General features: G+C 38.4%; 17 protein-coding genes and 1 tRNA gene. 9 read left to right on the top strand and 9 right to left on the bottom strand.

The genetic code is table 11. The features are described 5' to 3' along the window. Positions 1–7: 7 nt before the first annotated feature. The 7 genes from I6J02_RS07330 to I6J02_RS07300 form a co-directional block, all read right to left on the bottom strand. Positions 8–952, bottom strand: coding sequence for a DUF4465 domain-containing protein (locus tag I6J02_RS07330; RefSeq protein ID WP_201681089.1), 945 nt, complete (start codon positions 950–952; stop codon positions 8–10). 34 nt (positions 953–986) lie between these two features. Continuing rightward, positions 987–2,477, bottom strand: coding sequence for a RagB/SusD family nutrient uptake outer membrane protein (locus tag I6J02_RS07325; protein ID WP_201681088.1), 1,491 nt, complete (start codon positions 2,475–2,477; stop codon positions 987–989). A gap of 11 nt (positions 2,478–2,488) precedes the next feature. After that, complete coding sequence (locus tag I6J02_RS07320; RefSeq protein ID WP_201681087.1) at positions 2,489–5,707, bottom strand: SusC/RagA family TonB-linked outer membrane protein; 3,219 nt, start codon at positions 5,705–5,707, stop codon at positions 2,489–2,491. Between the two features lie 575 nt (positions 5,708–6,282). Continuing rightward, positions 6,283–8,670 carry a TonB-dependent receptor gene (locus tag I6J02_RS07315; RefSeq protein WP_201681086.1) on the bottom strand — a complete coding sequence of 796 codons (2,388 nt, stop codon included), beginning with the start codon at positions 8,668–8,670 and terminating at the stop codon, positions 6,283–6,285. Positions 8,671–9,225: 555 nt separating this feature from the next. After that, positions 9,226–10,338 (bottom strand): glycoside hydrolase family protein, encoded by a 1,113-nt coding sequence (locus tag I6J02_RS07310; protein WP_201681085.1) that lies wholly within the window; start codon positions 10,336–10,338, stop codon positions 9,226–9,228. Positions 10,339–10,881: 543 nt separating this feature from the next. Next, positions 10,882–11,577: a hypothetical protein gene (locus I6J02_RS07305; protein ID WP_201681084.1), complete on the bottom strand. Its 696-nt coding sequence runs from the start codon at positions 11,575–11,577 to the stop codon at positions 10,882–10,884. Positions 11,578–12,037: 460 nt separating this feature from the next. Next, the gene (locus tag I6J02_RS07300; RefSeq protein ID WP_201681083.1) at positions 12,038–12,571 is read right to left on the bottom strand and encodes a hypothetical protein; all 534 of its coding nucleotides are present in this window, start codon (positions 12,569–12,571) and stop codon (positions 12,038–12,040) included. A gap of 404 nt (positions 12,572–12,975) precedes the next feature. Here I6J02_RS07300 and I6J02_RS07295 point away from each other — a divergent pair, with 404 nt between their 5' ends. The 8 genes from I6J02_RS07295 to I6J02_RS07260 all read left to right on the top strand — a co-directional run bounded on the left by I6J02_RS07295 (position 12,976) and on the right by I6J02_RS07260 (position 20,161). Then, positions 12,976–13,590 carry a helix-turn-helix domain-containing protein gene (locus I6J02_RS07295; protein ID WP_201681082.1) on the top strand — a complete coding sequence of 205 codons (615 nt, stop codon included), beginning with the start codon at positions 12,976–12,978 and terminating at the stop codon, positions 13,588–13,590. A gap of 300 nt (positions 13,591–13,890) precedes the next feature. Next, the gene (locus I6J02_RS21925; RefSeq protein WP_201681081.1) at positions 13,891–14,046 is read left to right on the top strand and encodes an ATP-binding protein; all 156 of its coding nucleotides are present in this window, start codon (positions 13,891–13,893) and stop codon (positions 14,044–14,046) included. Positions 14,047–14,315: 269 nt separating this feature from the next. Next, the gene (locus I6J02_RS07285) at positions 14,316–14,969 is read left to right on the top strand and encodes a DUF2971 domain-containing protein (protein ID WP_201681080.1); all 654 of its coding nucleotides are present in this window, start codon (positions 14,316–14,318) and stop codon (positions 14,967–14,969) included. A gap of 12 nt (positions 14,970–14,981) precedes the next feature. Beyond that, positions 14,982–16,505: a hypothetical protein gene (locus I6J02_RS07280; RefSeq protein ID WP_201681079.1), complete on the top strand. Its 1,524-nt coding sequence runs from the start codon at positions 14,982–14,984 to the stop codon at positions 16,503–16,505. Positions 16,506–16,571: 66 nt separating this feature from the next. Continuing rightward, complete coding sequence (locus I6J02_RS07275) at positions 16,572–17,894, top strand: hypothetical protein (RefSeq protein WP_201681078.1); 1,323 nt, start codon at positions 16,572–16,574, stop codon at positions 17,892–17,894. A 2-nt stretch (positions 17,895–17,896) separates the two neighbouring features. Then, a complete protein-coding gene (locus I6J02_RS07270) occupies positions 17,897–19,282 on the top strand; it encodes a hypothetical protein (RefSeq protein ID WP_201681077.1) in 1,386 nt (461 codons plus the stop codon). Beyond that, the gene (locus tag I6J02_RS07265) at positions 19,282–19,665 is read left to right on the top strand and encodes a hypothetical protein (protein WP_201681076.1); all 384 of its coding nucleotides are present in this window, start codon (positions 19,282–19,284) and stop codon (positions 19,663–19,665) included. Before I6J02_RS07270 ends, I6J02_RS07265 begins: the two co-directional genes overlap by 1 nt. 1 nt (position 19,666) lies before the next feature. After that, positions 19,667–20,161: a hypothetical protein gene (locus I6J02_RS07260; protein WP_201681075.1), complete on the top strand. Its 495-nt coding sequence runs from the start codon at positions 19,667–19,669 to the stop codon at positions 20,159–20,161. A 342-nt stretch (positions 20,162–20,503) separates the two neighbouring features. On the opposite strand, the gene I6J02_RS07255 is transcribed toward I6J02_RS07260, so the two are convergent. Both I6J02_RS07255 and purD read right to left on the bottom strand, forming a co-directional pair. Beyond that, positions 20,504–20,575, bottom strand: a tRNA-Glu gene (locus I6J02_RS07255). Between the two features lie 104 nt (positions 20,576–20,679). Beyond that, positions 20,680–21,954 (bottom strand): phosphoribosylamine--glycine ligase, encoded by a 1,275-nt coding sequence (purD, locus tag I6J02_RS07250; RefSeq protein ID WP_201681074.1) that lies wholly within the window; start codon positions 21,952–21,954, stop codon positions 20,680–20,682. Positions 21,955–22,071: 117 nt separating this feature from the next. Here purD and I6J02_RS07245 point away from each other — a divergent pair, with 117 nt between their 5' ends. Continuing rightward, a complete protein-coding gene (locus I6J02_RS07245) occupies positions 22,072–24,753 on the top strand; it encodes a TonB-dependent receptor plug domain-containing protein (RefSeq protein WP_236582344.1) in 2,682 nt (893 codons plus the stop codon). Positions 24,754–24,760: the final 7 nt, after the last annotated feature.

Genomic DNA, 24,760 nt, shown 5'->3' with positions numbered 1-24,760 from the left:
AACTAAATTAGTGTTGAATTCTTAAACCGTCTAATGCAAAATATGGCGGACTTAGCAGAGCCTGATTATTATCCTTATAGTTTCCGTCAATAGTAAAAAGTATTTTATCTACACGACCCAGGGACTGCAGATCTACTCTGGTCCAGTTGGATCGGACAATCTCTACTGTGGGATTCTGGCTGTCCCCTCCTTTTGTGGTTGCCAGATAGAAAGTAGTCGTTCCGGTCCTGGAACCATTCAGATAGCCTGTTATCAGCAAACGAATATAAGTAGGCGTTTTGCTTAATACTGTCGTTCCCGCCAACCGGATAAGATCTTTTCCGGCTAATGTCGGAAGACGCCACCGACCATAATCTGCTGTGGAAGTACTGGATACATTCGGATTTCTGACTTTTGTACCATCCAGTTTATACTGTTGACTGCCGGCATCTAACGTCCCTGAATAGACAGATCCATAATTTGCCAGCAGGTAAGTATAAGTCGTGTTAGCGATCAGTACATGCTCCGCTACTACCGGAGCATCAAAAGAAAGAAAAGCCTGATCATCCTGCGCATGTCCGATAAGGTAGGTTTCAGTCCGGTTAGGCGTAGTTGTGTAAACGCTAAAAATTGTTGAATCAATTGCTCTTCTTCGTAATTCTGCTGATACACCTGATGATGGCGTAAAATCCGGACTTAATACCCAGGGATAAGAACGGTAGTTTCGGTTAGATAACGCAAATCCGCTGAAATCGTTATTACCCTTTTTCTGAACATTTACCTGCACAAATCCTGTAGATTCAGCTCCTGCACGATAAGGCGCATCCGGAATATGACTGGAAAATCTATCAAGTGTAATCTCATTGAATGTAATATCTTCCGGATAAGGTATTAAAACCTCTTTGACCTCGTCTTTGCAGGATGCAATACCTGTAGTAAGTGAGAGCCAGATAAGCGATTTGATTATATTCATCTTTTTCATATAAATAATTAAATAGAGGGGTCAATTAATCTTGTCCCGGATTTTGGATAGCTGACGGGTTATTAATAATCTCTGAATTTGGGATAGGCCAGGAAGAACGTGTAATGTCAAATGTCAATCCGTCTTTAATTGCTACAATCCAGGGCTGATTATCTTTTTTAAAGCGAATACTGGCAAAGAATTCACTGCCATTTTCCAGGCACAGTTCTAAAAATATTTCTTTAAAAATAGCATCATATAGCTGCTCCTGATTGAGTGGACTAAGGCTTTTGAACGCCTGTGCAGATCTTTTCTGACGAAGTTCATTGATTGGCGCAATAGCTTGCGGCACACTAGCTCCCGTACGGGCCAGTAGTTCGGCTTTGAGCAGATAGAGTTCTGCAAAGCGGAAGTAATAAGTTGCATACTTTTCATCAACAGGCGAATTGACTTTACCCTGATAACTTCCCAGACGTGCTAACTTCTTAAATGTATAGCGAAAAGTATTGTCCCAAGTCTCAGGAGCTCTGACCTCTCCGGTAGCAATAGACCAGCGCGGATCGCCCGCGAACCAGTCAGTACCATAGCGCAGACCTGCCGTTAATGAACCTCCCGGAGCTAATGGCAATGTATTTCCCTGATAGATAATCCCGTAGGTATACCAGTATCCTCCTGCGGAAGTACGGGAACCATCGTCTTCTAAATATTTTACAAAAAGGTTTTCGGGTGACTCCCAGGACCGCTGGTATACTTGTGCAAGATCACTTTGAAGCTGAAATTTGGCATTCGTTTGCTCCAAAACACTGTTAACCAGAGTCAACGCCTGTCTGAGAGGTTCTGTTTCATTACGGTAACCTGCACGATATAAGATAGATTTTGCCTTAAGTATTTGTGCATACTGCCTTGAAATATAGCGAGGACTATCAAAGTCCGGAGCATGTTGAATGGCAAAATCAAGATCTTCATTAATATGCCTGTAGCTTTCACCAACAGTTATACGCGGAGCATTCACATTGTCCAATGCTGCAGGTTTGTCCCGATAAATCAGCCCGTAAGGACTTTCATCTTCTGCCCACCAGTAGCCAAAATTCCAGAGGATATTAAGATTGATCCATGCGCGTACTGCCTTAGCTTCACCAAGCAGGGCATTTCGTTGGGCAGTATTGGCAAAAGCAGATTCAGGAAGAGCCTCAATACCCGTTATAGCAAAATTAGCAGAATTCAGACTACGGTAAAAAGCACTCCAGACAGCCGATCCTCCGGGCGTCTCCTGCGTATAAGACAGATTGTAGTCAGCTACACCTGAAAAATTTACAAATCCAGCTTTGGTTGCTTGCGCCACATATAGCGCGCCGGACCAATTATCATTACGAAAAGTCGCATATATGCCATTCACAGCCGCTTTTGCTTTATCATAACTCGTGATGGCATTGGATTCCGTGAGGGCAAACCTGGGCTGCTGATCCAAATATTTTTCACAACTGACAAGCAATGTAAATACTGAAATCAAAAGAATATGAAGGTTGAATTTTTTCATAAGTATTATTTTTATCTAAAAGTGAGTTTCACACCTAAATTAAATGTGCGTGCTGCAGGATATGCACTGTTATCTGTTCCCATCCCGGTACCTATGCTTGAACTGGACCAGTTGCCCTGCGGATCAAATCCGGGATAGGAAGTAAAAGTCAGGAGATTAGTCGCCTGGAATGTTAAATCTATTCCTTGTACCAGAGAATTGGCGAGTGATTTTTGAGGTATTCTATAGCTTAGATTAAGAGCACTGAGCCGGATGTAAGAAGCGTCATATAACCAAAAATCGGAGAAAGTACCATTAGCCCCGTCTCCGTACTGCGTCATGCGAGGAATAGTTGCAGTGTAGGGATCTAACAGCGTTGCACTTTGTCCTGCGATCTTATTACTATGGTTGTAATTCCCTACATAGCCGACATCTTCAAGAGGCATACTCCACAGTCTTTTCTGACCGTAAGCATAGGTAAAAGTAGCATTGGCATAGAAATTTTTGTAAATGGCGGTAAGACCAAATCCACCAAAATATTTGGGTTCAGCGCTTCCTAAAAAAACCTTGTCTTCTGTATTAATGATACCATCTCCATTCTGGTCTCTAAAATACAGATCACCAATACTTTCCTGTGCACTTCTGTAATATTGTTTGGCACCTGTGGCACTCGTCCCCTGTAAAGCTATAATTTCTTCCTGTGTGACAAACAGCCGGTTATAGGTTTCATAACCAAACCATTGTCCTGTCCTTTCTCCTTCCTTGACCACGATATTACCAAAATTCAGCTCCGATGCCGTACCGTTAATTTTCAAAACCTTCCCTTTGTTACTGGCAATGTTTGCATCAGCCGTTAATGTAAAATCCGGCCGCTTAATAATATCATACCTTATATCAAACTCCAATCCTTCATTCTTAATAGATGCTACATTAGAACTAATAGTACTGAAGGATGAACTGGTTGGAAGTGGTTTGGAGTAAATAAGATCGTCAGATTTTTTAGAATAATAACCAAATGATCCGCGAAGTCTTTCCCTGAATAAACCAAAATCAAGCCCGACATCGACCATCTTGGTTTCTTCCCATTTGAGTTCTAAATTACCGATAGAAGACGGACTGATTGCGGGACTTTCGTTATATCTTGCGGAACCGATGTAAGTTTGCCAACCATAATTACCAAGGTTTTGGGAACCGGCTGTTCCTATAGATCCTCTTAATTTAAGATAAGAGATCTTGTCTTTTACAGCGGTATTTTTAAAGAAGGATTCTTCATGAATCAGGTATGCAACTGATCCTGAAGGAAAGATTCCCCAACGATTATTGGGACCAAAGCGGGACGATCCGTCTCTTCTTAAGCTTCCTCCAATAATGTAGCGATCTTTAAATTTATACTGAAGTCTGGAGAACTGGGAAACCAAAGCATAGGCGGTATAATCTTCTGTCAGGGCTCCCCTGTTTGCTCCCGAACTGAAATTATTGAGAATATCATCATCAGGGAAATTGCTGGCCGCCATCCCAAAGCTTGTTAAACCTGTTTTTTCGAATGAATATCCAAGTAAAGCCAGTATATCATGATCTCCATGTTGCCTGGAATAATTAAGCGTATTTTCCCAAACTTGAGAATTTGTTTTCTGATACTGCCAATTGCGGCTTCCATCATAATTAAAAGTACTGCCCCGGCGCATATACCTTAGCGACTCATTGTTGATATAGTTTGCCGTGAAAGCCGTTCTCAAAAGAAAATGTTCCCAAAAATTCACTTCCAGAAAAGTCGTGGCATTGAAGTTTTTATTTTCTCCATTTTGGGTATTCAATAAAGTCGTGTAAGGATTTTCAGTATAAGGATCCCTGGTGAAAAGAGTTCCGTCCTCATTGTAAACAGGAATATCCGGTCTTATTTTTTTTATGACGTTAAGCATATAATCTTTATCGTCCGTATTTCTGGAGGAAGCATTTATTTGCAGACCAAATTTTATCCCTTTACGAATCCTTGCCTCAAGATTTGCCCGACCTCCGTAAAGTCGGTTTTTACCCGATTGGATAACCCCATAGTAATTCTGGTTATTGAGCGAAACATAATAGACCACATCCTGTGTTCCTCCCCGCAAGGAGAGCGTATGGGTATGGTTCCAGGGCGATTGGGTCATCTCTTTTAGCCAATTGGTATTCCCGTCATAATATGCTCCCGGTAGTATACGAAGGTCCGATTGGTCATATTCGCTCGTTCGCAGTTTAAAAAAAGCCTGTTCATCCAGATATAACCGTGTGAAATAATCGAAAGCTCCTCTGCTGATAACCTCCTCACGTGCAGCCCTATCCGCAAAATCGATATACTGCGGAGCATCAAAATAGGAGTACTCATTGAAGTTTTGAGTTTGCAACCCCAATCGGGAGGAAACCTCAATAGTGGGCACCTGACCTTGCTTTCCTTTTTTTGTTGTGACCAGGACTACGCCATTTGAAGCTCTTGAGCCATAAAGTGCTGTAGCAGAAGCATCTTTCAAGATATCAACACTCTCCACATCTTCCAGATTCAAGTTGTAAAGAGTGTTTGCCACATTTCCAGATGTATTATTAGAATAATCCGGTACACCATCGATAACCCAAAGCGGTTGATTATTGCCGGTCAGCGAAGATGCTCCCCGAATAATTACACTGACGGGTGATGTTGGAGAAGCAGATTGAATCGCAACGTTGACACCCGCTGCTCTTCCCTGAAGAAGGCTCTGAATATTAGCACCCATAGGTGCATTTTTCAGATCAGCCTCCGTAAGCCGGGTTAGTGATCCCGTTATATCTTTTGCCTTGGAGCGCCCATAAGCAACAACAACAGTCTCTTCCAGTGAGTTTTGAAGAACCTGCATGTTGATCTCTATACGTTCCTGGATATTTCGAAGGGGATAATGGACAGTTTCAAATCCAACATAAGAAATCGTTAACTGATCTCCTTTGACAGAGGGTATTTCAAAATTTCCAACGGCATCCGAGTGTGCGATAATACCTGTGATTTTAGATTTAATGGTTGCTCCGCTTATAGGACGTCTTGATTCGTCAAGAATTTTTCCGCGGATAAGTGTCCGCTGATCTGATTCCGGTAAACCCACAATAGCAGGCAGGCGTAAGAATCGACTTTTTTTAGTAGCAAGATTATGATTTTCAGAAGAATAAGCAACACTTATGGACAAACTAAACAATACCAAAAGTATCTTCAGCCAGGCACAAGTGTATGTATAGAAACGAATGTATTTCATTAAGATTAAAGTTTAAGTAAGCAAGAGGATGTTTAGCAGTAACTAAACTTTTGTTTTTTAGGATAAGGATAATGCGTTAGCATCTACCTCTTTGTGGATGTAGTATGTGATGTGCCAGGGGGCACATTCGAAATATTATAAAATGTTTTTTATAGGGCATTAGACGTTAGATTATTGTTAATTGCCCTGCAAATATATTACAATATCTATAAAAACTATAGACTTTATAGATATTTATTCTTTTAGAAATCTATAATAACGAATAAACAGCTGATTTAATGAGCTTTATAAATTTAAATTTTTTCTAAATAAATACTGATTACATGAAGATTTTAACCCTATACTCTTCTTTTACTAAAGAATTATTGCACATTTAAGAATTAAATCAGCCGGTTTGCTTTCATCGCTTCGCTGCCTTAAAATGGAAAACTTCAGGAAATATCTGCGGGTTTGCAGATTTATATGGGGATCAATAACAGGGAATAATTAGTAAAGCTTCCTAAACAAAGGAAGAAATAATCCGGATCTCCATCTACAGACATGAGATGTCAGCTATACAGAGATCCGGAGAAAATTTAAAATTTATACGCAACGCTTGCCATAAAATTAAATGGCTTTTGCGGTCTGGCATAATAGCCGTCACTTACCCAGTATTGTTTATCAAGGATATTATTTGCTTTAATACGAAAACTATATTTTGGTCTGTTGTAGAACAGCGTCGCATCCAGCAAGTTATAGGCTCCCAAAGTAAATGTATTTGCAGCATCCAGATATGCTTTTGAAATATAGGAATTTCCGACGCCAAGCCCCAGTCCTTTCAACTGTCCGCTAGTCAGCGCATAACTTGCCCAGACATTGATAACATGTTCAGGAGTACCCAATGCCCGTTTACCTACATTCGTCCCACTTACAAATTCATTATCATTATATCCATAACTTGCCACATAATTAAAACCCGTAAAAGGTTTACCTATTAACTCCACTTCAAGACCTTTACTGCTCTGTGTTCCATCTTGTACAGTATAATTCTTACCATCCCGCGCCTCTGTACGCAGACTATTTGTAACGTCAATATCGTAATAACTCACTGTTGCATTGAACACATCAGACAACTCGACTTTGAACCCTCCTTCCAGCTGATTTGCCCATTGCGGTTTAAATACCGAAACAACTCCATCCGGCTGCAAACGGTTCGGCACATTCTTGAAGCCGTTCATGTAATTAGCAAATAAAGAGACTTTTTCTTTCCATACATTGTAAACCAATCCAAATTTAGGGGAAAGGGCTGTTTGGTTATAATTCCCGGTCTGTACTCTTGTCAGTGTATTGGTCGTCCCTTCACTGATAAACCGGTCTACCCGCAGACTTGCCATCGCCAGTAACCGATCTGTCACATTAAATACATCAGATACATAAGCACTGTAACTTGCTTCTTTGGTCACATTCTGTCCCGTATTTCGTCCGGCCAGGACTGCACTGACATTCTCTATCCGAATCACAGGTGTTGCCGGAAGATTGTATAACTGCGCAGGTGCAAATACCGGTGTTCCATAACCTAAACCATCGTAACGTGTTTTTCTATAGTTAGACATATAGTCAAATCCGACAACCAATCTGTTTCGGAACTTTCCGATAAGAAAATCTCCAATGAAATTCTGCTGAAAGTTTTTACGTGCAGACTCTTCGTCTGTGAAAACACGCAATGTCCTGTCCACCAGACTATCTGTCTTCCAGATCATATCAAAAATATAAAGATCATCGTATCCACCACTTCCCCAGGCGTATTTAGTCTGCGAAAGCCATTTATCTGAAATTTTATAATCTGCCTGAAACAAGACGTTGCTGGAAGATTGTTTACTAACTAATGAATTGTCGTTAAGAGACTGCCGATAGTCCAGATGAAGCTGGTCAAAACTTGTTTTCCCGAGCTTGGAATCGATCATCCAACCCGCCGGAGTGATGCCACGAACAGCATAAAAATCAGCATCAAGTGTCAGTTTCAGCCGGTCATTGACCTGATATGAAAGACTGGGGGCAATAAGTACTGTTCCGTTATTTCCCTGATCCTGGAAAGAATTCTCTTTTTGACGTGCCAGATTCAATCTGAATAATACGCCGTCCCCAATCTTAACAGGTGTGTTAATATCAGCTGTTAACCGGTTCATATCCCAGCTTCCCACCGTATAACTTACCTCTCCGCCAAAGGTCTCATATGGCTTTTTTGTAATGTAGTTAACAATACCGCCAAAGGAAGTCATCTGTGCCCCAAATAATGTTGATGTTGGACCTTTGATAGTTTCCACCCGCTCCACTTCAGCCAGGTCGATTCCTGTGCGCAAGTAGGTGGCCATACCATTTCTAAAGTTTTCACTGGTCTGAAACCCTCTGGAAAAGAAAGAAGGCATTCCGGCTCCGGTCTTGGATGGCGCAGCTCCTGGTACATTTCTAAATGATTCTTCCAGAGTCAGTGCCATTTGTTCTTTGATTAATTCTTTATCCACCACACTGTAGACCTGAGAATTTTCCAGATTTTTAAGTGGTAACCGTGCTACATAATCACTCTCCTTTTTAGAAGTGATGATATATTTTTGTCCGATAATAAGAATTTCATCCAATGTCTTGCCGTCTGCTGACAGAACAAAATCGGCGATCTTTTTTTCTCCGTCTGCAAGCTGCACAGTCTGAGATTGCTCCGGCAACCCCACAAAACTTACGGTAATAATGTAGGTTCCGGCCTCCATATTTTCAAATGTATAGCGGCCATCTTTATCGACACTTATACTTCTTCCACCGGAAAGTTTTACTGTACTGTATGCTGCAGATTTACCATCTGTTGTGGAGACCCGACCAGTAATAATGCCGCTTCTGTTCTCCTGGGCATTGATATTCCCGGAACAGATCATGAAGAATAATATTTGGAAAAGAAGGAGTAGTGATTTACTGTTTTTTAAAGAATGATACATTTTTGTTTTTGGTTATGTGTAAGTATTAGATTGAACTATATGATTAATTATCTATCAGATCATACGCTGCCATCATAATACCTCTACCCTAACTATATTATCCAAACGAGAATAACTGTATAACCTGAAAAACAAAATAAGAATAGAAGCAATACGCTTGCTACCAGCATGTTAATTGCTCTGACTCTATTAATTATTTGAATGCATTTTCATTTATATATATTAAGTCTAAATAAAAACAATAGCAAATGTATTTTCAAAATATTGAAATACCAAATCTTTTTAACAAATCTTAAATAACAGATGGAGAGAATATACTTTTATAGTATAAGTGTTGGTCAGATTACACTCTGTTTTGAATACATAACAGATATAGCAAATTAAGTTCATTTGCTTTCTAATCTGTGATAGGAAGATCTATATTGAAGTTGTTCCGTTTTTCTGCCTGGCTAAAAAGCCCCCGTCAGTCTCAACTGCAGAAAAATCGAGGAGAGGGCTTCTTTTGCTTTTCGCTGAATTACAACAGTCGTAGTTTGTTTAATTCCAGATTACTCACTATTTCAGAGGTATGACCATATTCCATGTACGGTCAAAACTGTAGGAACCATTTCCGCTGCCTGTCGCTGCAAAAAGGTGAGTTGGCTTCCCATCTTCAAATAATAAAAACGGCCTTTCGAAATTCGCCTGAACGGTTTCAGTTCCGTCATCCCATCGGATTTTTTTGGAATACGCTTTGACAGGAGAAGAAAGCTCCCAATTGATCCCGTCACGCGAAGAAGCATGAATTCCACCGCCTTCTTCTCCGCATATATGCCCGAATCTGTCTTTCATGATTAGTTCATACGATTTTCCATTCCACCATACAAAAGGATCTTCAACATCGTTAGCTTTATTTTTCAGGGAATGAAATGAAAATATTGGATTATCAGATATCCTGTTGTAAGGGCCTTTAAAAGTTTTTGCCATTGCAGCACCCAAAAGCAAAGGGGGATTATGATCTGCCGGAGAGGATTTATAAACAAGGTAAATGCTTTTATCCGGTAATACTACAGGAGAGGGGTTTGAGGTAATCGAAGCATCCCATTTTCCCGGCCGGGGAGATAGTATGGGAGAATCTGACCGCGTCCATGGACCTTTTATGGATTTGGAATAAGCCATTCCTATCCTTTTATTCATCCAGGCTTTATGCGCCACTCCGTTGTTCCATACGTCTTCATCATACTGAGGGGCCGGATCGCTGTAAGTATTACCAAAGTAATAGAGTACATAGTATCCATCCGTTTTTATAATACGCGGATTGTGTGTAGTACAGCCATCAAAATATTCTTTTCCTCTCGCAGGCAGTACAACTTCGACAAATTCATACGGCCCTTCGGGTGTGTCAGATACAGCTCTCACCACTTCAGAATTGGTAACCCAATTTCCAAATCCATATTTTTTACTCCACCTTGAGGCAAACATATGATATTTTCCATCTTCTCCTTTTATCACTGACGGATCCCATATCCAGTAATCATCCATAGCGAAACCACCACCTTTTGAAGCAGGTAAAAGTTTATCAATGAATGCATCTTCTTTGTTAAAGAGAAATATTCCCTCCTTCTGCATAGACAGAAAAATAGGGGCGCCAACCATCGCTTTCAAAAAGTTCTTTCGAGAAATATTCATTTTTGATTGTTGAAAAATAAAGACCCTATTGCAAAATAAAACTACATTTAATAACTAGTTTTTCTACAGATCGTATAATACCAAACTTAAATATCCGGTTTTTTTCAAAATAATCAATTACTTTTTAGATCTATAGGTTTTATCATACGAATGAATGTAACTGCAAATTCTATCTTTCAGATAAATAACAGATTATCCCAAAATAAAAACAGGACAAATGAAATATATTTTCATTTGTCCTGTTTAGTAGCCCGTAGGGGAATATCCACTATTGGGTTTTAGTTTCTTTATCTGGCTTTTACAAGTGTTACTTTTTCGAACTCATCGAATAACGTACTGGTTTGACATACGTCTTAGCTGCAATTGCTATTATGCTAAGATAAGGAGTTCTTAATATATGTGAAAGAAATATTAGTGGAAAACGAACCAATATGTTTTCATATTTACTAGTTTACATTTTTTCAGCGATTGTGAAACACATTCGGCCTCATGAATACACAGAATGTTAAAAAACTAAACGGAAAAAGTACATTCTATTAGTAACTAAAGGTAAATCAACTGTTCTTTATCATCTGTATACTTTAACTTAAGTACGCCCATACCTAATTGTGCGATATCATTTAACGGACCTATCTGCAATTTGATAGGCTCAACTCTATCGTTGGGAACGAATATTCTAAACTCCTGTTGGTGCTTAAATTTTTCATGCTTTCTAAATAAGCCAACTCCACCAGAGTAGTTGTTTGCATAATAGTTGACTTTATTTGAAATACAACTGCTATACCCCAAATCGGTTAAGGCTTTACTGATACGATCTATAAAAACCTTTGGTTTATGGATGAAGATCACAGTATCGCCAAATGATTGCGTTTCAAATCTAATTTCATTCCTATTCCCCGAGAAATGTTCTGAATATATCCCGGTAAGACAATAAATATTACCTTTTTGCAAATTATCATGTCTAATCAAAATATCCTTTGCGTCGAAAGTTGTACCATCTTTGTCGAAATCCCCTCCGATCTCGCAAAGTATTACTTTACCTTCGCCGAGATAGTTACGGCCATGTATCCCATCTTCTTCGTTAGATCGTTCCCAGTTGTTATCACAGTTTCGAATAAAATCAACAGAGTTAATATACACTTCTCCAGTATTGAAAAGAGCCTCTATATGTTCTCGTTTCCCTCTACGGAATAAGAAATAAACCCTTCTATCTTCAATCGGAATAAATTCCTTTTCCATACAATTTTAAATTATATTGATAGCTTTTACCAAATCACCTACCTGTATCTCACTTTTCAACTTATCTTCGATATCCAAACCTTCAAGTAATCTCCCTACACTTGATAAAGCAAAAAACCTTCCCTTTGATTTGTTTTCTGCAACAAGAGTAGAAATTTTTTCTTGTACATGCTGAACATTTATTGTTGAATCCTACAGATGGGTCATCTGTGGGCATAATGTCAACGGTGATACCCTTGATTTTGAAGCGACAGATTACACCCGACTCAATCTCAGCTATTCTTCCAATTGCTGTCACTGTTTGTAATTAGGTGTCTCGACAATCACATCAATATCATCAGTCGGCCTCACCTCAAGGACAGGCCGGTCGGCATATAAAGATATTGTTGCTCCTCCTACGAAGACCACATGGTCACGTAACTCTTGTAGGGCGTTGTTTACGGCCTTGATCCGTACGATATTAGTATGATTTGACATTGGCTGATAATTCTTCTTTCAACTCTTTTTCTGCAACGGCTTTTTCCCGAAGTTTGCCGACTCTTATCACGTCCAAGAGGGCGAGTAATCGATATAGTTCTTCATCTTCCGCGATGGCTTTAACCTGATTGGCGTAGAAAGGTTCTATAGCCTGCCCCAAGACTGATCCGGAAGAAGACGGCCAGACATAAGACTGCTCGCTACTGATAAAAGACTGCATAAAGGGATGTGAATGAGCTGTAGGCACACCTCTTGTCAGTATTCCCGCTTGTGCTGGAAATACATATTTCATTCCGTGTATAAGAAAATTCAACAAATTTCCACGATGGACATTGCGCTTTCCAAAATCAATCAGACCAGCATATGCACTTCTTTCTAACGATTCTGATATTTCTGAATTACTGATGTATAGAGAATTCGCCAAATCTTTTAACTGCCAATTTTCATAGTGAATTGTCGAGATCTTGACCAAGACAACGATATCCTGTGGTCTCATGCCGTTATGTTTGCGTTTCATGGCATAAAGGCAATACTTTATTTTGCAATTCGCGATTTGCAAATTGCAAAATAAAATAAGCTTGACTCGAATTATTAATACCTGAACAAAATCTGCTTCATGCGGTAATTTTTCTCTGAAAGCAATCTCAAACTTCCGGGTTTCGTTTTTTATAATCGACTGATCTTGATGTTTATTTATGTGACACACGTGCGCCCAATAGTATTAGGTTAGCGTTTTTTGTCATCTTGAACGCAGTGAAAGATTTTATGCACTATGCTTTTTTAGATGCTTCGGTACCCTCAGCATGAATAAAACGGTATTTGTATCCTTAACTTAATGACATTGCATGTGCGCCGGCATGGGAGTTATCGTGGAATGCATTGAACAGTCAGAGATGAGTTAATTTTCGTACTTTTGTCTTTATGAACCTTGCATTATTGATTAATCAACCCGAAGGTAGGCGTTTAGAGTTTAAGCAGCAGCTGAATAAGCCTTTAGAGCTTGCGAAGACTATTGTGGCGTTTGCGAACGATGCAGGGGGTGAGTTGATTATTGGTGTACAGGATGATCACCGTAAATTGGTAGGTTTGCCCGAAGATGAACTCCTTTTTCTCGAAGAACAGATCAGCAATATTATTTTTGATCACTGCCAACCCATTATCGTACCCGAGATATCTTTCCAGCAGGTCGATGGCGCCCATTTTATTAGAGTCCATATCCATCGGGGAAGCAATTTTCTATATTATATTAAAGCAAAAGGGAAGCTCGAAGGAACCTATATACGTGTAGGTTCATCTAACCACCTGGCCGATGAAAACATCATTGCCGAACTAGAGCGCCAGAAAAGAAATGTATCCTATGATAGTGAAGTCGTATTGGATGATCATATAGGGGATTTGGATCTTGGGAGATTCCGGTTATTCTATGAAGAGCGTACAGCAGAGAGATTGGATGAGACAGCTTTGCGCAAATTGGAATTGGTAAGGATATTTCAGGGAAAGCCCAGTGCCTACTCATGCACCAATCTTGTTTTCTGATAGTCCCCTCCGCAGGCGGTATTTTCCCTACCCCAAGATCGAGTGCGCCAGGTTCAAGGGTGCGGACACAGGTGCGTTCATCGACCAGAAAACCATTGATACGCATATCGGCGAACAGGCAGAGCAGGCGTACGAATTTGTATTGCGGCATATCAATAAATCGGCGACTGTAGAAGGCGTGTATACCAATACCCGTTGGCAATATCCCGTAGTGGCTGTTCGGGAGGCTATTCGGAATGCGGTCGTTCATCGTGACTATGCACTCACGGCAGAGATATCAAGGTCGCCATCTTTGACGATATGATTGAGATTACTAGTCCCGGTAAGTTGCTGTCATCCATAGACTTCGACGAGTTAGAGGCTCGGCAGTCCGATATTCGCAATAAGGTCATTGCCAATATAGGCTTCGATGTAGTCGAGTATTGTAGTGTTATGGTAGAGAAGGGTATAATTTAGCATTGTTTAACGATAAGAATTTGGAATGTATATCTACGAAGCATTATCACGTGAAAGGGTTAAAGTATAAATGGAAGTAAAATATGTTGACAGAGTATGAACTCTATATTCTTGAAGAGTTTAATAGACTGAGTTTAGAGCAACCAAAGTCTCTTTTCAAATATATGGATATTGATGGTGGAGTAAAGTGTTTGGAATCATGTAATATAAAATTCACATCTCCTTTAAATTTTACGGATTTAACAGAATGCAGGCTCTCCCGTTTTGATATGCAAAGATATTATCAGGACACTTTTCTTCGGCTCTCGAAAGATCTGAGTGATAATGTTATAAAGATTGGAGATCAAAATGCATGGGATAAATATAATTTCTTCTTGACGATGGATTCGGAAGAAAGGAATGAAATGCTATTACGGATGACAAACGAGACTATTAAGTCATTCGGTATCTGTTGCCTAACTCATCGATTTGACAATGATAGGATGTGGTCTGACTATGCCAATAATGGTAATGGTATTTGTATAGAATACGACTCACAAATGCTGATTAATGAGTTGAAAAAATATTTCAGGAAGCTAAATGCTCCCTATATGACAGGTAAGACATTGTATATTGATGAAATTGAGCGTGTCCATTATTATCTTGGAGATGTATCAGGAGAGGGAGATGATGATTTTTTTAAAATGTCTGCAATTAACTGGATGTTTGTTAAAGAACAGGAGAAATATCAATTTGAGGAAGAATACCGTTTCGTTTTTCCAGTTTTTAGTCATAATGAATCTGGTTTTTCGCTGGTTAATGTTTCTCCAAATGTTGTGAAAAAGGTACTGATCGGACAACGAGTAAGTTCGTCCAATAGAGAAAAAATCATCCATCTCATTAAACGCAAATATTATGGAAAACCAGACATAGTATATATCTAATTAATCGATCCTATGCTAGCTAAACCAAAGACTTTAGAAGAATTATATTCGTACTTATCTCCATATAGACTGTTTGATGTCTTAAATATAGTGGCCCAGATTAATGCTGTATTCAAGTTTGGTACCTCATTAGAAGAATTACAATATGAAGGTATAGATTTTGAGCTGTTTCAATGGATAAAATATATGAATACCCAACAGCGGATTAACTTATATTTTTCTAGTACTCGATTGGCTAGATTTATATTGTTGTCAGGGGCACACAATGAGTCCACTAGTCGTGTTTCATTTAAGTCCCAAATATTCCGTAACATGTTGGATTACTCGATAGACTTATATGACAAGGATGTAGAAATATTTGATAAAGACTTTATCACTCCCCATATTTTAGGAAAAGTTTCTCATTGGCAATTTCCGTTGCAAGAAAGCCTTCCAAAGCTATTAGGTAGGGCTAATCTATTGTTTTTAGAGATTCCAAGAGAAGTCTCGACAGAGTATGAATTTGACATTAGATTTCAATCCTATTTTGGAATGTCAATCAAAAGCTATTTAGGTATTGGTACACTTATATGGCATAAATCCTGTGGTTACGTAGACAGATTTATGGAAATCGATGAAGCATTGAGTTTTATGTCGCAGGATAGTTATGCGATTTTTCTCGATTTAGTGTCTATGAAGCATCAAGAATACCCGACGTATTTTAGAAGTCAGAAAGGCACTATTGCCAGCAAAGGTTTAGAAATTTATGGAGTTGATCCCTTAAAACATAGGCCATTAATAATTGACGATGGTAATACTTACCTAATACCACAAATGAAATATTTCTTTGATAAGGTTACCAATGGTGTATTTCATTTGTTAGCCGAGAAAGAGCGAAGCAGTAAGCGAAATGAGAATCCTTTTCGGATTACTTTTGGAAATATCTTTAAAACTTATGTGGGTAAATTTTTAATGTCAACTGATTTCGTTCAATGTTTAGATTTGGATTATATAGACTTGGATTATAATAAAAAGATACCTGACTATGCATTGATATCTGGTGATGTCTGCTTATTGATTGAAGTGAAACTTTCCTTGACAAATGCTCATACCAGAAGTCGATTTGATAAAGAGAATGTACTTAATACCATCAAAAAAGGCAGTATGAATAAAGCTTTGCAACAGCTTGATGAATTCGGAGGTTTTATTGTTGAGAATAATTTAACGCTAAACCATCCCTTTTATAAGGTGAAACATGTGGTTTCATTGATTGTGTGTTATGAAGATTTGTTCGTTTCAAATCTTGCTTTTCTAAAACTCATAGAATCAGAGACAGGATTTGACATGAACTTACAAGTATGTAATATCTCAGAATTAGAATCTTTGGGTGACTTACTTTCCAATGGTCTTGATATTGTCGATATTCTTTATAAAAAGGCTGTTTCTGATAAAAAGTACGAGCCAATATCATCATGTACAGATCCATATCAAGAGAAACTGTCTCGTACTGTTTTGACTAATAGCAGAGATAGATTTTTTGATGACTTAATAAACTAGTCAGACTGTAAATGTTTAGGCTATTCCAAGATTTCTTATATTTATAAAGTAATAATTGCAATAAAGTTGAACAAGAGCTATTGGCCTCAACCAAAATATAGAGGAATTGGATTTTATGGTGATATATCAATGTATATTGATGTATTGAAATTTGGTAGAGATGTTGATTTTTTCTCTAAGAAAGAAATAGAACAGATATTAAGTAATCGTGTTAAGGGTCTTAGCTTTTCATCACGGTTGAGTATAACTGCTTGCAACAATTTGCTTACTGAGCTTACAGAGTTTAAGTGGATCGAATTATATTCACGAGTAAACTATAAGAAAGAGGATTTCCAACATAGTTTATTGAATAGAGAACTGTACAGTATTTCTTTTGTTGGCGAACAAATTTTAGAAGCCTATAGTAATGATTACTGGACATTTTATAACGCTTTAATAAAAGAGTTAAACAGCATGTATACTATACCTGCGTGGTTTATTCAGAGACTTTGGGATTTGAATTCTAATCAAGGACAGCTGATAATACCTAGTCCACGAATATCATGGAACCCCGAGAAAAGAAAGTGGTCTGATAAAGATTGGAATAAAGAAATCGAGGACATTGTGTCGGATACATGGAATTACATCACCAGTATTCTTCCAGAAGCTTTTCCGTATCCTAAAGAGCATTTTGTGTCTGATACCGCGATAAGATGGGAAGAATTAGGTAAAACTAAACCTAGACGGATACCAGAGAAAAGTACAGAGTTTACACCACGAAAAAGATTATCTCAGTCTATGAGAGAGGCATCAATTAATTTTTTCTTTGGAAATAAAAATCCTCGCTTGAATAACAATGATTTTTTGGGGAATAAAAGCCCGTTACTACCTCGGACATACTCTTATTGGTGTGCGAGATTAGAAGAATTAGGACTGATTAATTATACCGATTATAATCCCCAGATACCAGGCAGAATAATATACCCTGTATCTACGTTTAGAGAAGATGTCATTGATAAAAATTTATCCGAGATAAAACATGTATTTAATCTTCATAAGCATAAACTAGCCTTATTTAACCCCTCAACTGATAATAAAGAATTCCGTTCTCTTTTTATTTTAACTCTTTACGAAGAATATTATAAATTATATTTGATAAAGAAATCATTATACGTTTCCGTTCAAGATGTTCGTGATGAGGTGTGTCGTCTTTTGAAACTGAATGCACATTTATTTAATACATTTTTGGAAAAAACTATTCATTTGATGGATAATGGTGGGGAGGCTGGATATCGGATTTCTTTAGAAACAGATATTAGGGAAGATCAAAAAAGTGGTTCTCAAATTCTTAGGAGGCCTGTTTATGTAAATAAAAAAATAGTTACACTAATCGCAATTACAAATATTTAATCATGAGTATTTTAAGAACCGTTGAAAAAAAGGATAATTTCAATAATCGATATAAAAAGTATTATCTTACTCGTAATCCCTTTCCTATAAAACCAGGAATTCAGATTCTTAGCTCTGATGATCGGGAAAATGGTGAAATTTATTTGCCTGAATTAAGAACTAAAGAAACTTCTCAATTTGAAAGCTTAGTTATTCCAAAAGCAGAAGGTAAACCTACTCGATGTATCTCATTACTAATGGACAATGCAACGAGACAAGGACGTGGTATCGGAAAATCCTCTTTTCTGTATTACCAGTTTCGAAGGATAAATAAAGATTGGGGAGAAGATATTACTAAGGATTCCGAAGTAATGTTTGCAACTTATTGTGCACCAAATAGCTCTGAAAGTTATCGTAGATTTTACTCCTTAAGCCGTTTAATAATTAACAATCTTATTGAACAGAATGTTCTTTCAATAGCTGTATGTAGACTTCGTATCATGACAAGTTTTTTAGATGAGAGGATATATGACGAAGTCACTGAAACTAATCTTCTAGAGACAGTAGGTGATTATAGCTGGTTGAAAAACAAGTATAATGACCTGGGAATGACATATTTGAGCGAACACGATTTACAGATGGCTGTAAAAAGAACATTAGAAAAACTTGATATTAAAAACCCGAAATTGGTAGATAGATTATCAAGATTTGGCTATAATGCTACGGATTTGAGTAAATACTTTACCTCTGAGATTTCAGAATCCGAATGGAGAAGTTCTGGAAATACATTGTTGTTTGATGATATCGTTACTATTTTAAAGGCTTCGGGATTTACAAAAGGAATAATTCTCTGCGATGAATTGGAGAAAATTATAGTTCCCTTGTCTGCGCAAGAAAGAAGAGCTTTTTGTGAAGAATTAAGATATTGGTTTTTAGATGGAACTAATGAAAATGCTAAGGTCTCATTTTTCAATATTTTACTTGTGATACACCCATATTTACAAGAGATTCTGAACCCATATTGGAGTTCCTCGGGATTAGAGAGATTTACATCTTTGGGAGGAGAGTTGACGCATACTAGTACCATTCTGTTTGAACCCATAACAGTGGAGCAAGCTATTCCTTTGGCTAAGGAATATCTCAAGAAGTCTAGAGAAGCAGGATATAATGCTGATGATAGTTTATTTCCGTTCACTGAAGAGTCCTTAACTTTGGCCTCTAATAAATGTTCAAATATTCCTGGGAAATTTTTAGCTTTATTACATAACGCAATTGAGGATGGAGTTGAAAAGGATGTCGAACATATAGAAGAAAGTAACATTAAAGATTTGTTGTCCAAAAGTTCGATTTCCGAAGGGCAGACTGAATCTAAGGTAGAATCTATTAAGAATCCAAAAATTAACCTTTAATGAGTTTTAAGTATCTTTCTCATAAGTGTTTTTCGGATATTGAAAGAGGCTCTCCGAAAGATGAGCAAACATCTTTTGTCGGTACTTATTCAGATTTACTTTTTCTGGGGGATGGTCGAAAAGAAAAAATCACAAGAGATGATTATATGAAGCTGAAGACGATAATTGATATAGGAAATGTGTTTTTGGTTGAATTAGATGAGATTTGGTTTCAAGAGAACGCTTTTGATATAGATGAGGACGGGAATCCATTCTTAGATAAGAATGTTCATTGTTCCGATAAGATACCTTTATTCACATGTAACTATGTTAGTCTGAAACCTAGTTGTGAATCAGCGTACTGGGACAATGAATTATTTGAAGAGTTTATGAATAATATTTGATATGACTGATATAGTATTGGATACCCAAATATTTGTCGATTTTATGCATCAGTATTATAGTAATAAAGTATACGAAGATGGTCTCTTTATTAAAAATGGTTTTATTTCGGACAACCTCGCAAAATATTTAAATAATATTGTAGAACGATTCAGAGCAGAAGGAGACTTGATCGAGGGAATAGTCTGTACCTCGATATTGACATTCATAGAAATTTCTCGAAAATTTGACCTTATTGCAAAGGATAAATTTACATTATTGCAATTTAAGAGCTTTTTAGCGAATCGACCTGATTGGGTAAAAATTGCGCCATTTACATCAGAGTTATATGAACAACTATATAATGTACCCAAGGTGGTTACTGTCTCAGGGCATATCAAAACAGTGGAATGGGCCGATGCTGTTCATTGTGCCACATATTTAACTCGAGATAAAGCATTATTGGCGACTACTGACGGTACGATAAAATCGATTGCTTTCTTTAGTTTTGTTAATTAAATTTCAATTTTAAACTGAATCCGAATTAAATGAACATCCGTTTGAATTTTGTGTTTTTATAGCAATTAGGATTTTACTCCTCTTTTTTTACAATGGTAGAGTCATCGATATTGAGAGCATCGCAGACTTCTAATAGAGTTATAAAATTGTAGTCTTCTCGTGCATTTTCCATTTTGCTGATTTTTGCAGAGTTAACAGTATCACACCTACGTGCTAATTCATCTTGCGACCACTGCACTTCTTTTTTACTGGGAAAAATTGAAAGATCTGTAGATACAGATAAAACAAAAAACGCTGTAAATATTTAATTTACAGCGTTTTTTGTTTTGACTTTTAAGTGTGTAGCCCGTAGGGGAATCGAACCCCTGTTTCAAGAATGAAAATCTTGCGTCCTAACCCCTAGACGAACGGGCCATTATTTTTTTGGTGATGCAAATATAAGAGGATTTTCATTGCTTCCAAAATATTTTTCTCAGTCGCAACGTAAGCTATTGAGACTGAGAAAAATGTTTTTCAAATCAGATCAGATCGAAGCCAATATCACGGCGAAAATACTTACCATCGAAGTATATGCGGCCTGCATCAGCAGTCGCCTGCTGCAAAGCATCAAACAATGTATCCTGCAAAGTAGTGACTGCGATGACACGTCCTCCGGCACTTAACACCTCCCCATTCTGCTCTTTTGTACCTGCATGGAATACGATAGATTCCTTTACATTTTCTATGTTAGATATCACTTTCCCGGATTCGTAATCACCAGGATATCCACCCGAAACCAACATTACTGTAACAGCCGTTTTTGATGAAACTGTATAGGAGCGGGTATCCAGATTTCCCTGTGCAACACCTTCAAGTAAATCAACCAGATCAGATTCAATACGAGGCAATACCGATTCTGTTTCCGGATCACCCATACGTACATTATATTCGATCACAAAAGGCTCTCCACCGACATTCATCAAACCGATAAAAATAAATCCTTTGTAAGGAATATTATCCTTCTTCAGACCATCTACTGTCGGTTTAATAATTCGTTCTTCCACCTTGTTGAGAAACGTTTCGTCTGCAAACGGGACAGGAGAAATGGAACCCATACCACCAGTATTGAGACCCGTATCACCTTCGCCGATACGTTTATAATCCTTTGCAGATGGCAATACCTTATATGAAGTCCCGTCTGTAAGTACAAACACGGACAGTTCTATTCCTTTCAAAAACTCCTCAACCACAACGACATCACTGGCTGCGCCAAATTTAGCATCTGCAATCATAGCTTTCAGTTCATCCTTTGCCTCCTGAAGGCTTTCGCATATCAATACCCCTTTACCCGCAGCAAGACCATCCGCCTTCAGTACAATCGGAAGATTCTGCGTTTCCAGATAAGCAAGTCCCTCTTCCAGATTAGACCGGTCAAATGAACGGGAAGCCGCTGTAGGAATCTGATGGCGTTGCATAAACTGTTTGGAGAAATCTTTTGAGCCCTCCAACTGTGCTCCCTCCTGCTGAGGACCGATTACAGGAATATGCTTGATGTCTTCTCTGTTGAGAAAATAATCATGAATTCCTTTAACAAGAGGCTCTTCAGGTCCGACCAATATCAGATCAATCTTATTGTCCAGAGCAAACTGTGCCTGTCCTTCAAAATCAGTTACTTTTAAAGGCACGTTTTCTCCATAGGCCAATGTACCTGCATTTCCCGGAGCAATAAATAATTTGTCTAATTTTTTACTTTGAGCAATTTTATATGCAAAGGCAGATTCCCGACCGCCTGAACCAATGATTAGGATATTCATACCGCAAATATATTTGTTTTGGCCGGAATGCGAGGATATTTTTGAGTCTAATCTGCTAATTATCAAATAACCTTTATACTTTCTGTATTTTTTCTTAATTTTCTAAAAAAACCGATCATGAGTCTTAAATATTTCTTCATGTGTTTGTTTACATCGCTTTCTATCTCAGCGATGGCACAAACAGCAGTCATTGACAATGTCTCCAAAAAACTCGACACCTATCTAAGCAACAATATTCAGGAAAAGATATATCTCCATCTTGACAAACAACATTACAGTGCCGGGGAGACTATCTGGTTTAAGGCTTACACTACCGTCGGAATAGAAAATCTGCTATCAAATATCAGTGGTGTTGGTTACGTTGAACTGATCGGACCTGAAAAGAAAATCATTAAATCCCTGACCATTCCCATGACGGCAGGACTCGGCATCGGCGAAATTGAACTGATCGATACCCTGACAGAAGGCTCTTACCGTATCCGTGCCTATACCAACTGGATGCGGAATAATGATGATGCCTACTTTTATGACCGAACCATACAAATATCAAACGGACGAAGCGATAATGTTGTTTCAACGACCTCCTTTATCCCGGCCTCAGATCCTGCTGAAAAGAAGAATACCTATGTAATCAATCTTAAAAATTTCGCAGGAGCACCTTTGATCAACACGAATGTACAATACCGCACCTATACAGGAGACAAAATAGAAGACAAAGGCCGTGAAAAAACAGATGAAAAAGGAGATCTGACTCTCAAAACAGATAAAAAACTCACTTCAGGCTATATTCTTCTAACTTTCGAATCTACCGATAAGCGTCCGGTAAAGAAAATCATTCCTCTTCAGGCACCTTCCGATAACAGTATACAACTCCTGGCTGAAGGTGGAATTTTACTGGACAATACGCTATCAAAGATCGGTGTCAAAGCACTGAAACCAAACGGCATGGGCATAAAGGTAAAGGGCAAGGTCTTGGATAATAAAAAAGAGGTTGTTGCCGAATTTGAAACAAATGATCTGGGCATCGGCAGCTTCACCTTTAATCCGTTTAAAGATCAGCAATACAGTGCTGAAGTCACTTTTGAAGACGGAACAGTTTCATCCGCAAAACTTCCCGAAACACAAAGCTCCGGTATCACCGTTGCTGTAAATCCATTTATGCAGGACCGTATTGCGGCACAATACAGTTTCTCTCCCGATCGTGTCGATCAGAAAGAAGTCTATCTGTTGGTACAGCACTTAGGAGAGCTCCTTTACGTGGCAAAGCAAAAAGTCAGTAAGAGCGAATTGCTATTTATGATCCCGAAAAAAAATCTGCCAACCGGTATCTATCAGATCACATTACTTTCTGAAGCTGGCCTCCCACTTGTCGAAAGAATGGTCTTTACCTCCAATCCGCAGAACGTCCTCCCGCTGAAAGTAAGTACAGACAAGACGGATTACACAACGCGAAGCAAAGTAAATGTTCGTCTGGATGATGCGATTCTGGAGCCTTCCAATTTTGCGAGCCTCTCTGCCTCTGTCATTAACCTTAACCGAAACGAGCCATATGACAAAGACGCTCCGAATATCTATTCCCAATTACTCTTAGCTTCTGATATAAAAGGATATATAGAACGTCCCGGATATTATTTTGAAAACCCGGATAGCATTAACATCACGGATCTGGATAATCTCATGATTACACAAGGCTGGAGAAAAATTGAATGGCAGAAAATAGACTCATTAGCAAATATCAAACCCACATTTGAACCTCAAAAAATGCTGTCTATCAAAGGTGTGGTAAGAAAATACGCCCGAAAGGGAACAGTTCCGAATGCTAAACTACAGCTGATCTCCACACGAAATTTCATGGATTTTATCGATACTACTGCAAATGCGGACGGAAGATTTAACTTCGATAATCTTGTCTTTCCGGACAGTGTTAAATTCCTGATCTCTGCGACAGATGAGAAAGGCAAAAAAAATGTGGAAATCGATATTGATCCAACCGTCTCTCCGTTTGTAAAAGAAAACAAAAATGCCCCTGAAGAATCGAGCAATGTAAATTTTACATTTCAAAAAACAATAAAAGAAAATCAGCGCATGTTTGCAGAAATGCAGCAAAAAGGACTTTTGGAGAAAACTATTTTTCTGGAAGAAGTCGCTATTACACGACGTGTAGAGAAAAAAGCTGCTGAAAGTTCCCGCAATCTCAATGGCTCCGGCCGCGCCGATCAGATTCTGACAGAAGAAGATCTGCAAACCTGTCCTACTCTGGAAATGTGTCTTAATGGACGATTAATGGGTGTCTATTTTCAGGGAGGCGTTCCCTATAACACACGTGGAAATGTACCTATGCAGGTCGTGTATGACGGAATGTACATTGAAGCTGATCAACTCAGTATGATTAATACCTTCGATATTGAAAGTATTGAGGTACTCCGCAGCCCGATGTACACCGCTATCTACGGCTCATACGGTGGCGGAGGTCTGATTGTTATCTCCTCAAAAACCGGAAAAGCTTCTATGACGAGCAATTTTGATCCAAAAGGAATAGCGACAGCCACACCAAAAGGATTTCACCTTAATAAGACATTTTTTAAGCCGGATTACGAAGTCAATGACCCGGAAAAAGCATTTACCCGTGATTACCGGTCAACAATCCACTGGGAGCCAAATCTTCTTATTAAAGATGAGAAAGGAACAAATTTTTCTTTCTTCACTTCAGATGAAAAAGGAACATACCAAATTACATTGGAAGGCGTTGATACAAAGGGACGCATTGGAAGAAGAGTTTTAAAATTTGACGTAAAATAATTAGAAT

It is taken from the genome of Sphingobacterium spiritivorum, assembly GCF_016725325.1.
In the GTDB taxonomy this organism is placed as follows: Bacteria; Bacteroidota; Bacteroidia; order Sphingobacteriales; family Sphingobacteriaceae; genus Sphingobacterium.
The sequence above is the reverse complement of the archived record's forward strand: the minus strand, read 5'-3'. Positions and strand labels throughout refer to the sequence as shown.

What these genes read in the sequence shown, in the direction of transcription:
- I6J02_RS07330 (WP_201681089.1), bottom strand. Translation starts at nt 952, where the DNA reads ATGAATATAATCAAATCGCTTATCTGGCTCTCACTTACTACAGGTATT.
- I6J02_RS07295 (WP_201681082.1), top strand. Translation starts at nt 12,976, where the DNA reads ATGAACCTTGCATTATTGATTAATCAACCCGAAGGTAGGCGTTTAGAG.
- purD (WP_201681074.1), bottom strand. Translation starts at nt 21,954, where the DNA reads ATGAATATCCTAATCATTGGTTCAGGCGGTCGGGAATCTGCCTTTGCA.
- I6J02_RS07305 (WP_201681084.1), bottom strand. Translation starts at nt 11,577, where the DNA reads ATGGAAAAGGAATTTATTCCGATTGAAGATAGAAGGGTTTATTTCTTA.
- I6J02_RS07260 (WP_201681075.1), top strand. Translation starts at nt 19,667, where the DNA reads ATGACTGATATAGTATTGGATACCCAAATATTTGTCGATTTTATGCAT.
- I6J02_RS07315 (WP_201681086.1), bottom strand. Translation starts at nt 8,670, where the DNA reads ATGTATCATTCTTTAAAAAACAGTAAATCACTACTCCTTCTTTTCCAA.
- I6J02_RS07280 (WP_201681079.1), top strand. Translation starts at nt 14,982, where the DNA reads ATGCTAGCTAAACCAAAGACTTTAGAAGAATTATATTCGTACTTATCT.
- I6J02_RS07285 (WP_201681080.1), top strand. Translation starts at nt 14,316, where the DNA reads ATGCAAAGATATTATCAGGACACTTTTCTTCGGCTCTCGAAAGATCTG.
- I6J02_RS07310 (WP_201681085.1), bottom strand. Translation starts at nt 10,338, where the DNA reads ATGAATATTTCTCGAAAGAACTTTTTGAAAGCGATGGTTGGCGCCCCT.
- I6J02_RS07265 (WP_201681076.1), top strand. Translation starts at nt 19,282, where the DNA reads ATGAGTTTTAAGTATCTTTCTCATAAGTGTTTTTCGGATATTGAAAGA.
- I6J02_RS07325 (WP_201681088.1), bottom strand. Translation starts at nt 2,477, where the DNA reads ATGAAAAAATTCAACCTTCATATTCTTTTGATTTCAGTATTTACATTG.
- I6J02_RS07270 (WP_201681077.1), top strand. Translation starts at nt 17,897, where the DNA reads ATGAGTATTTTAAGAACCGTTGAAAAAAAGGATAATTTCAATAATCGA.
- I6J02_RS07320 (WP_201681087.1), bottom strand. Translation starts at nt 5,707, where the DNA reads ATGAAATACATTCGTTTCTATACATACACTTGTGCCTGGCTGAAGATA.
- I6J02_RS07245 (WP_236582344.1), top strand. Translation starts at nt 22,072, where the DNA reads ATGAGTCTTAAATATTTCTTCATGTGTTTGTTTACATCGCTTTCTATC.
- I6J02_RS21925 (WP_201681081.1), top strand. Translation starts at nt 13,891, where the DNA reads ATGATTGAGATTACTAGTCCCGGTAAGTTGCTGTCATCCATAGACTTC.
- I6J02_RS07300 (WP_201681083.1), bottom strand. Translation starts at nt 12,571, where the DNA reads ATGAAACGCAAACATAACGGCATGAGACCACAGGATATCGTTGTCTTG.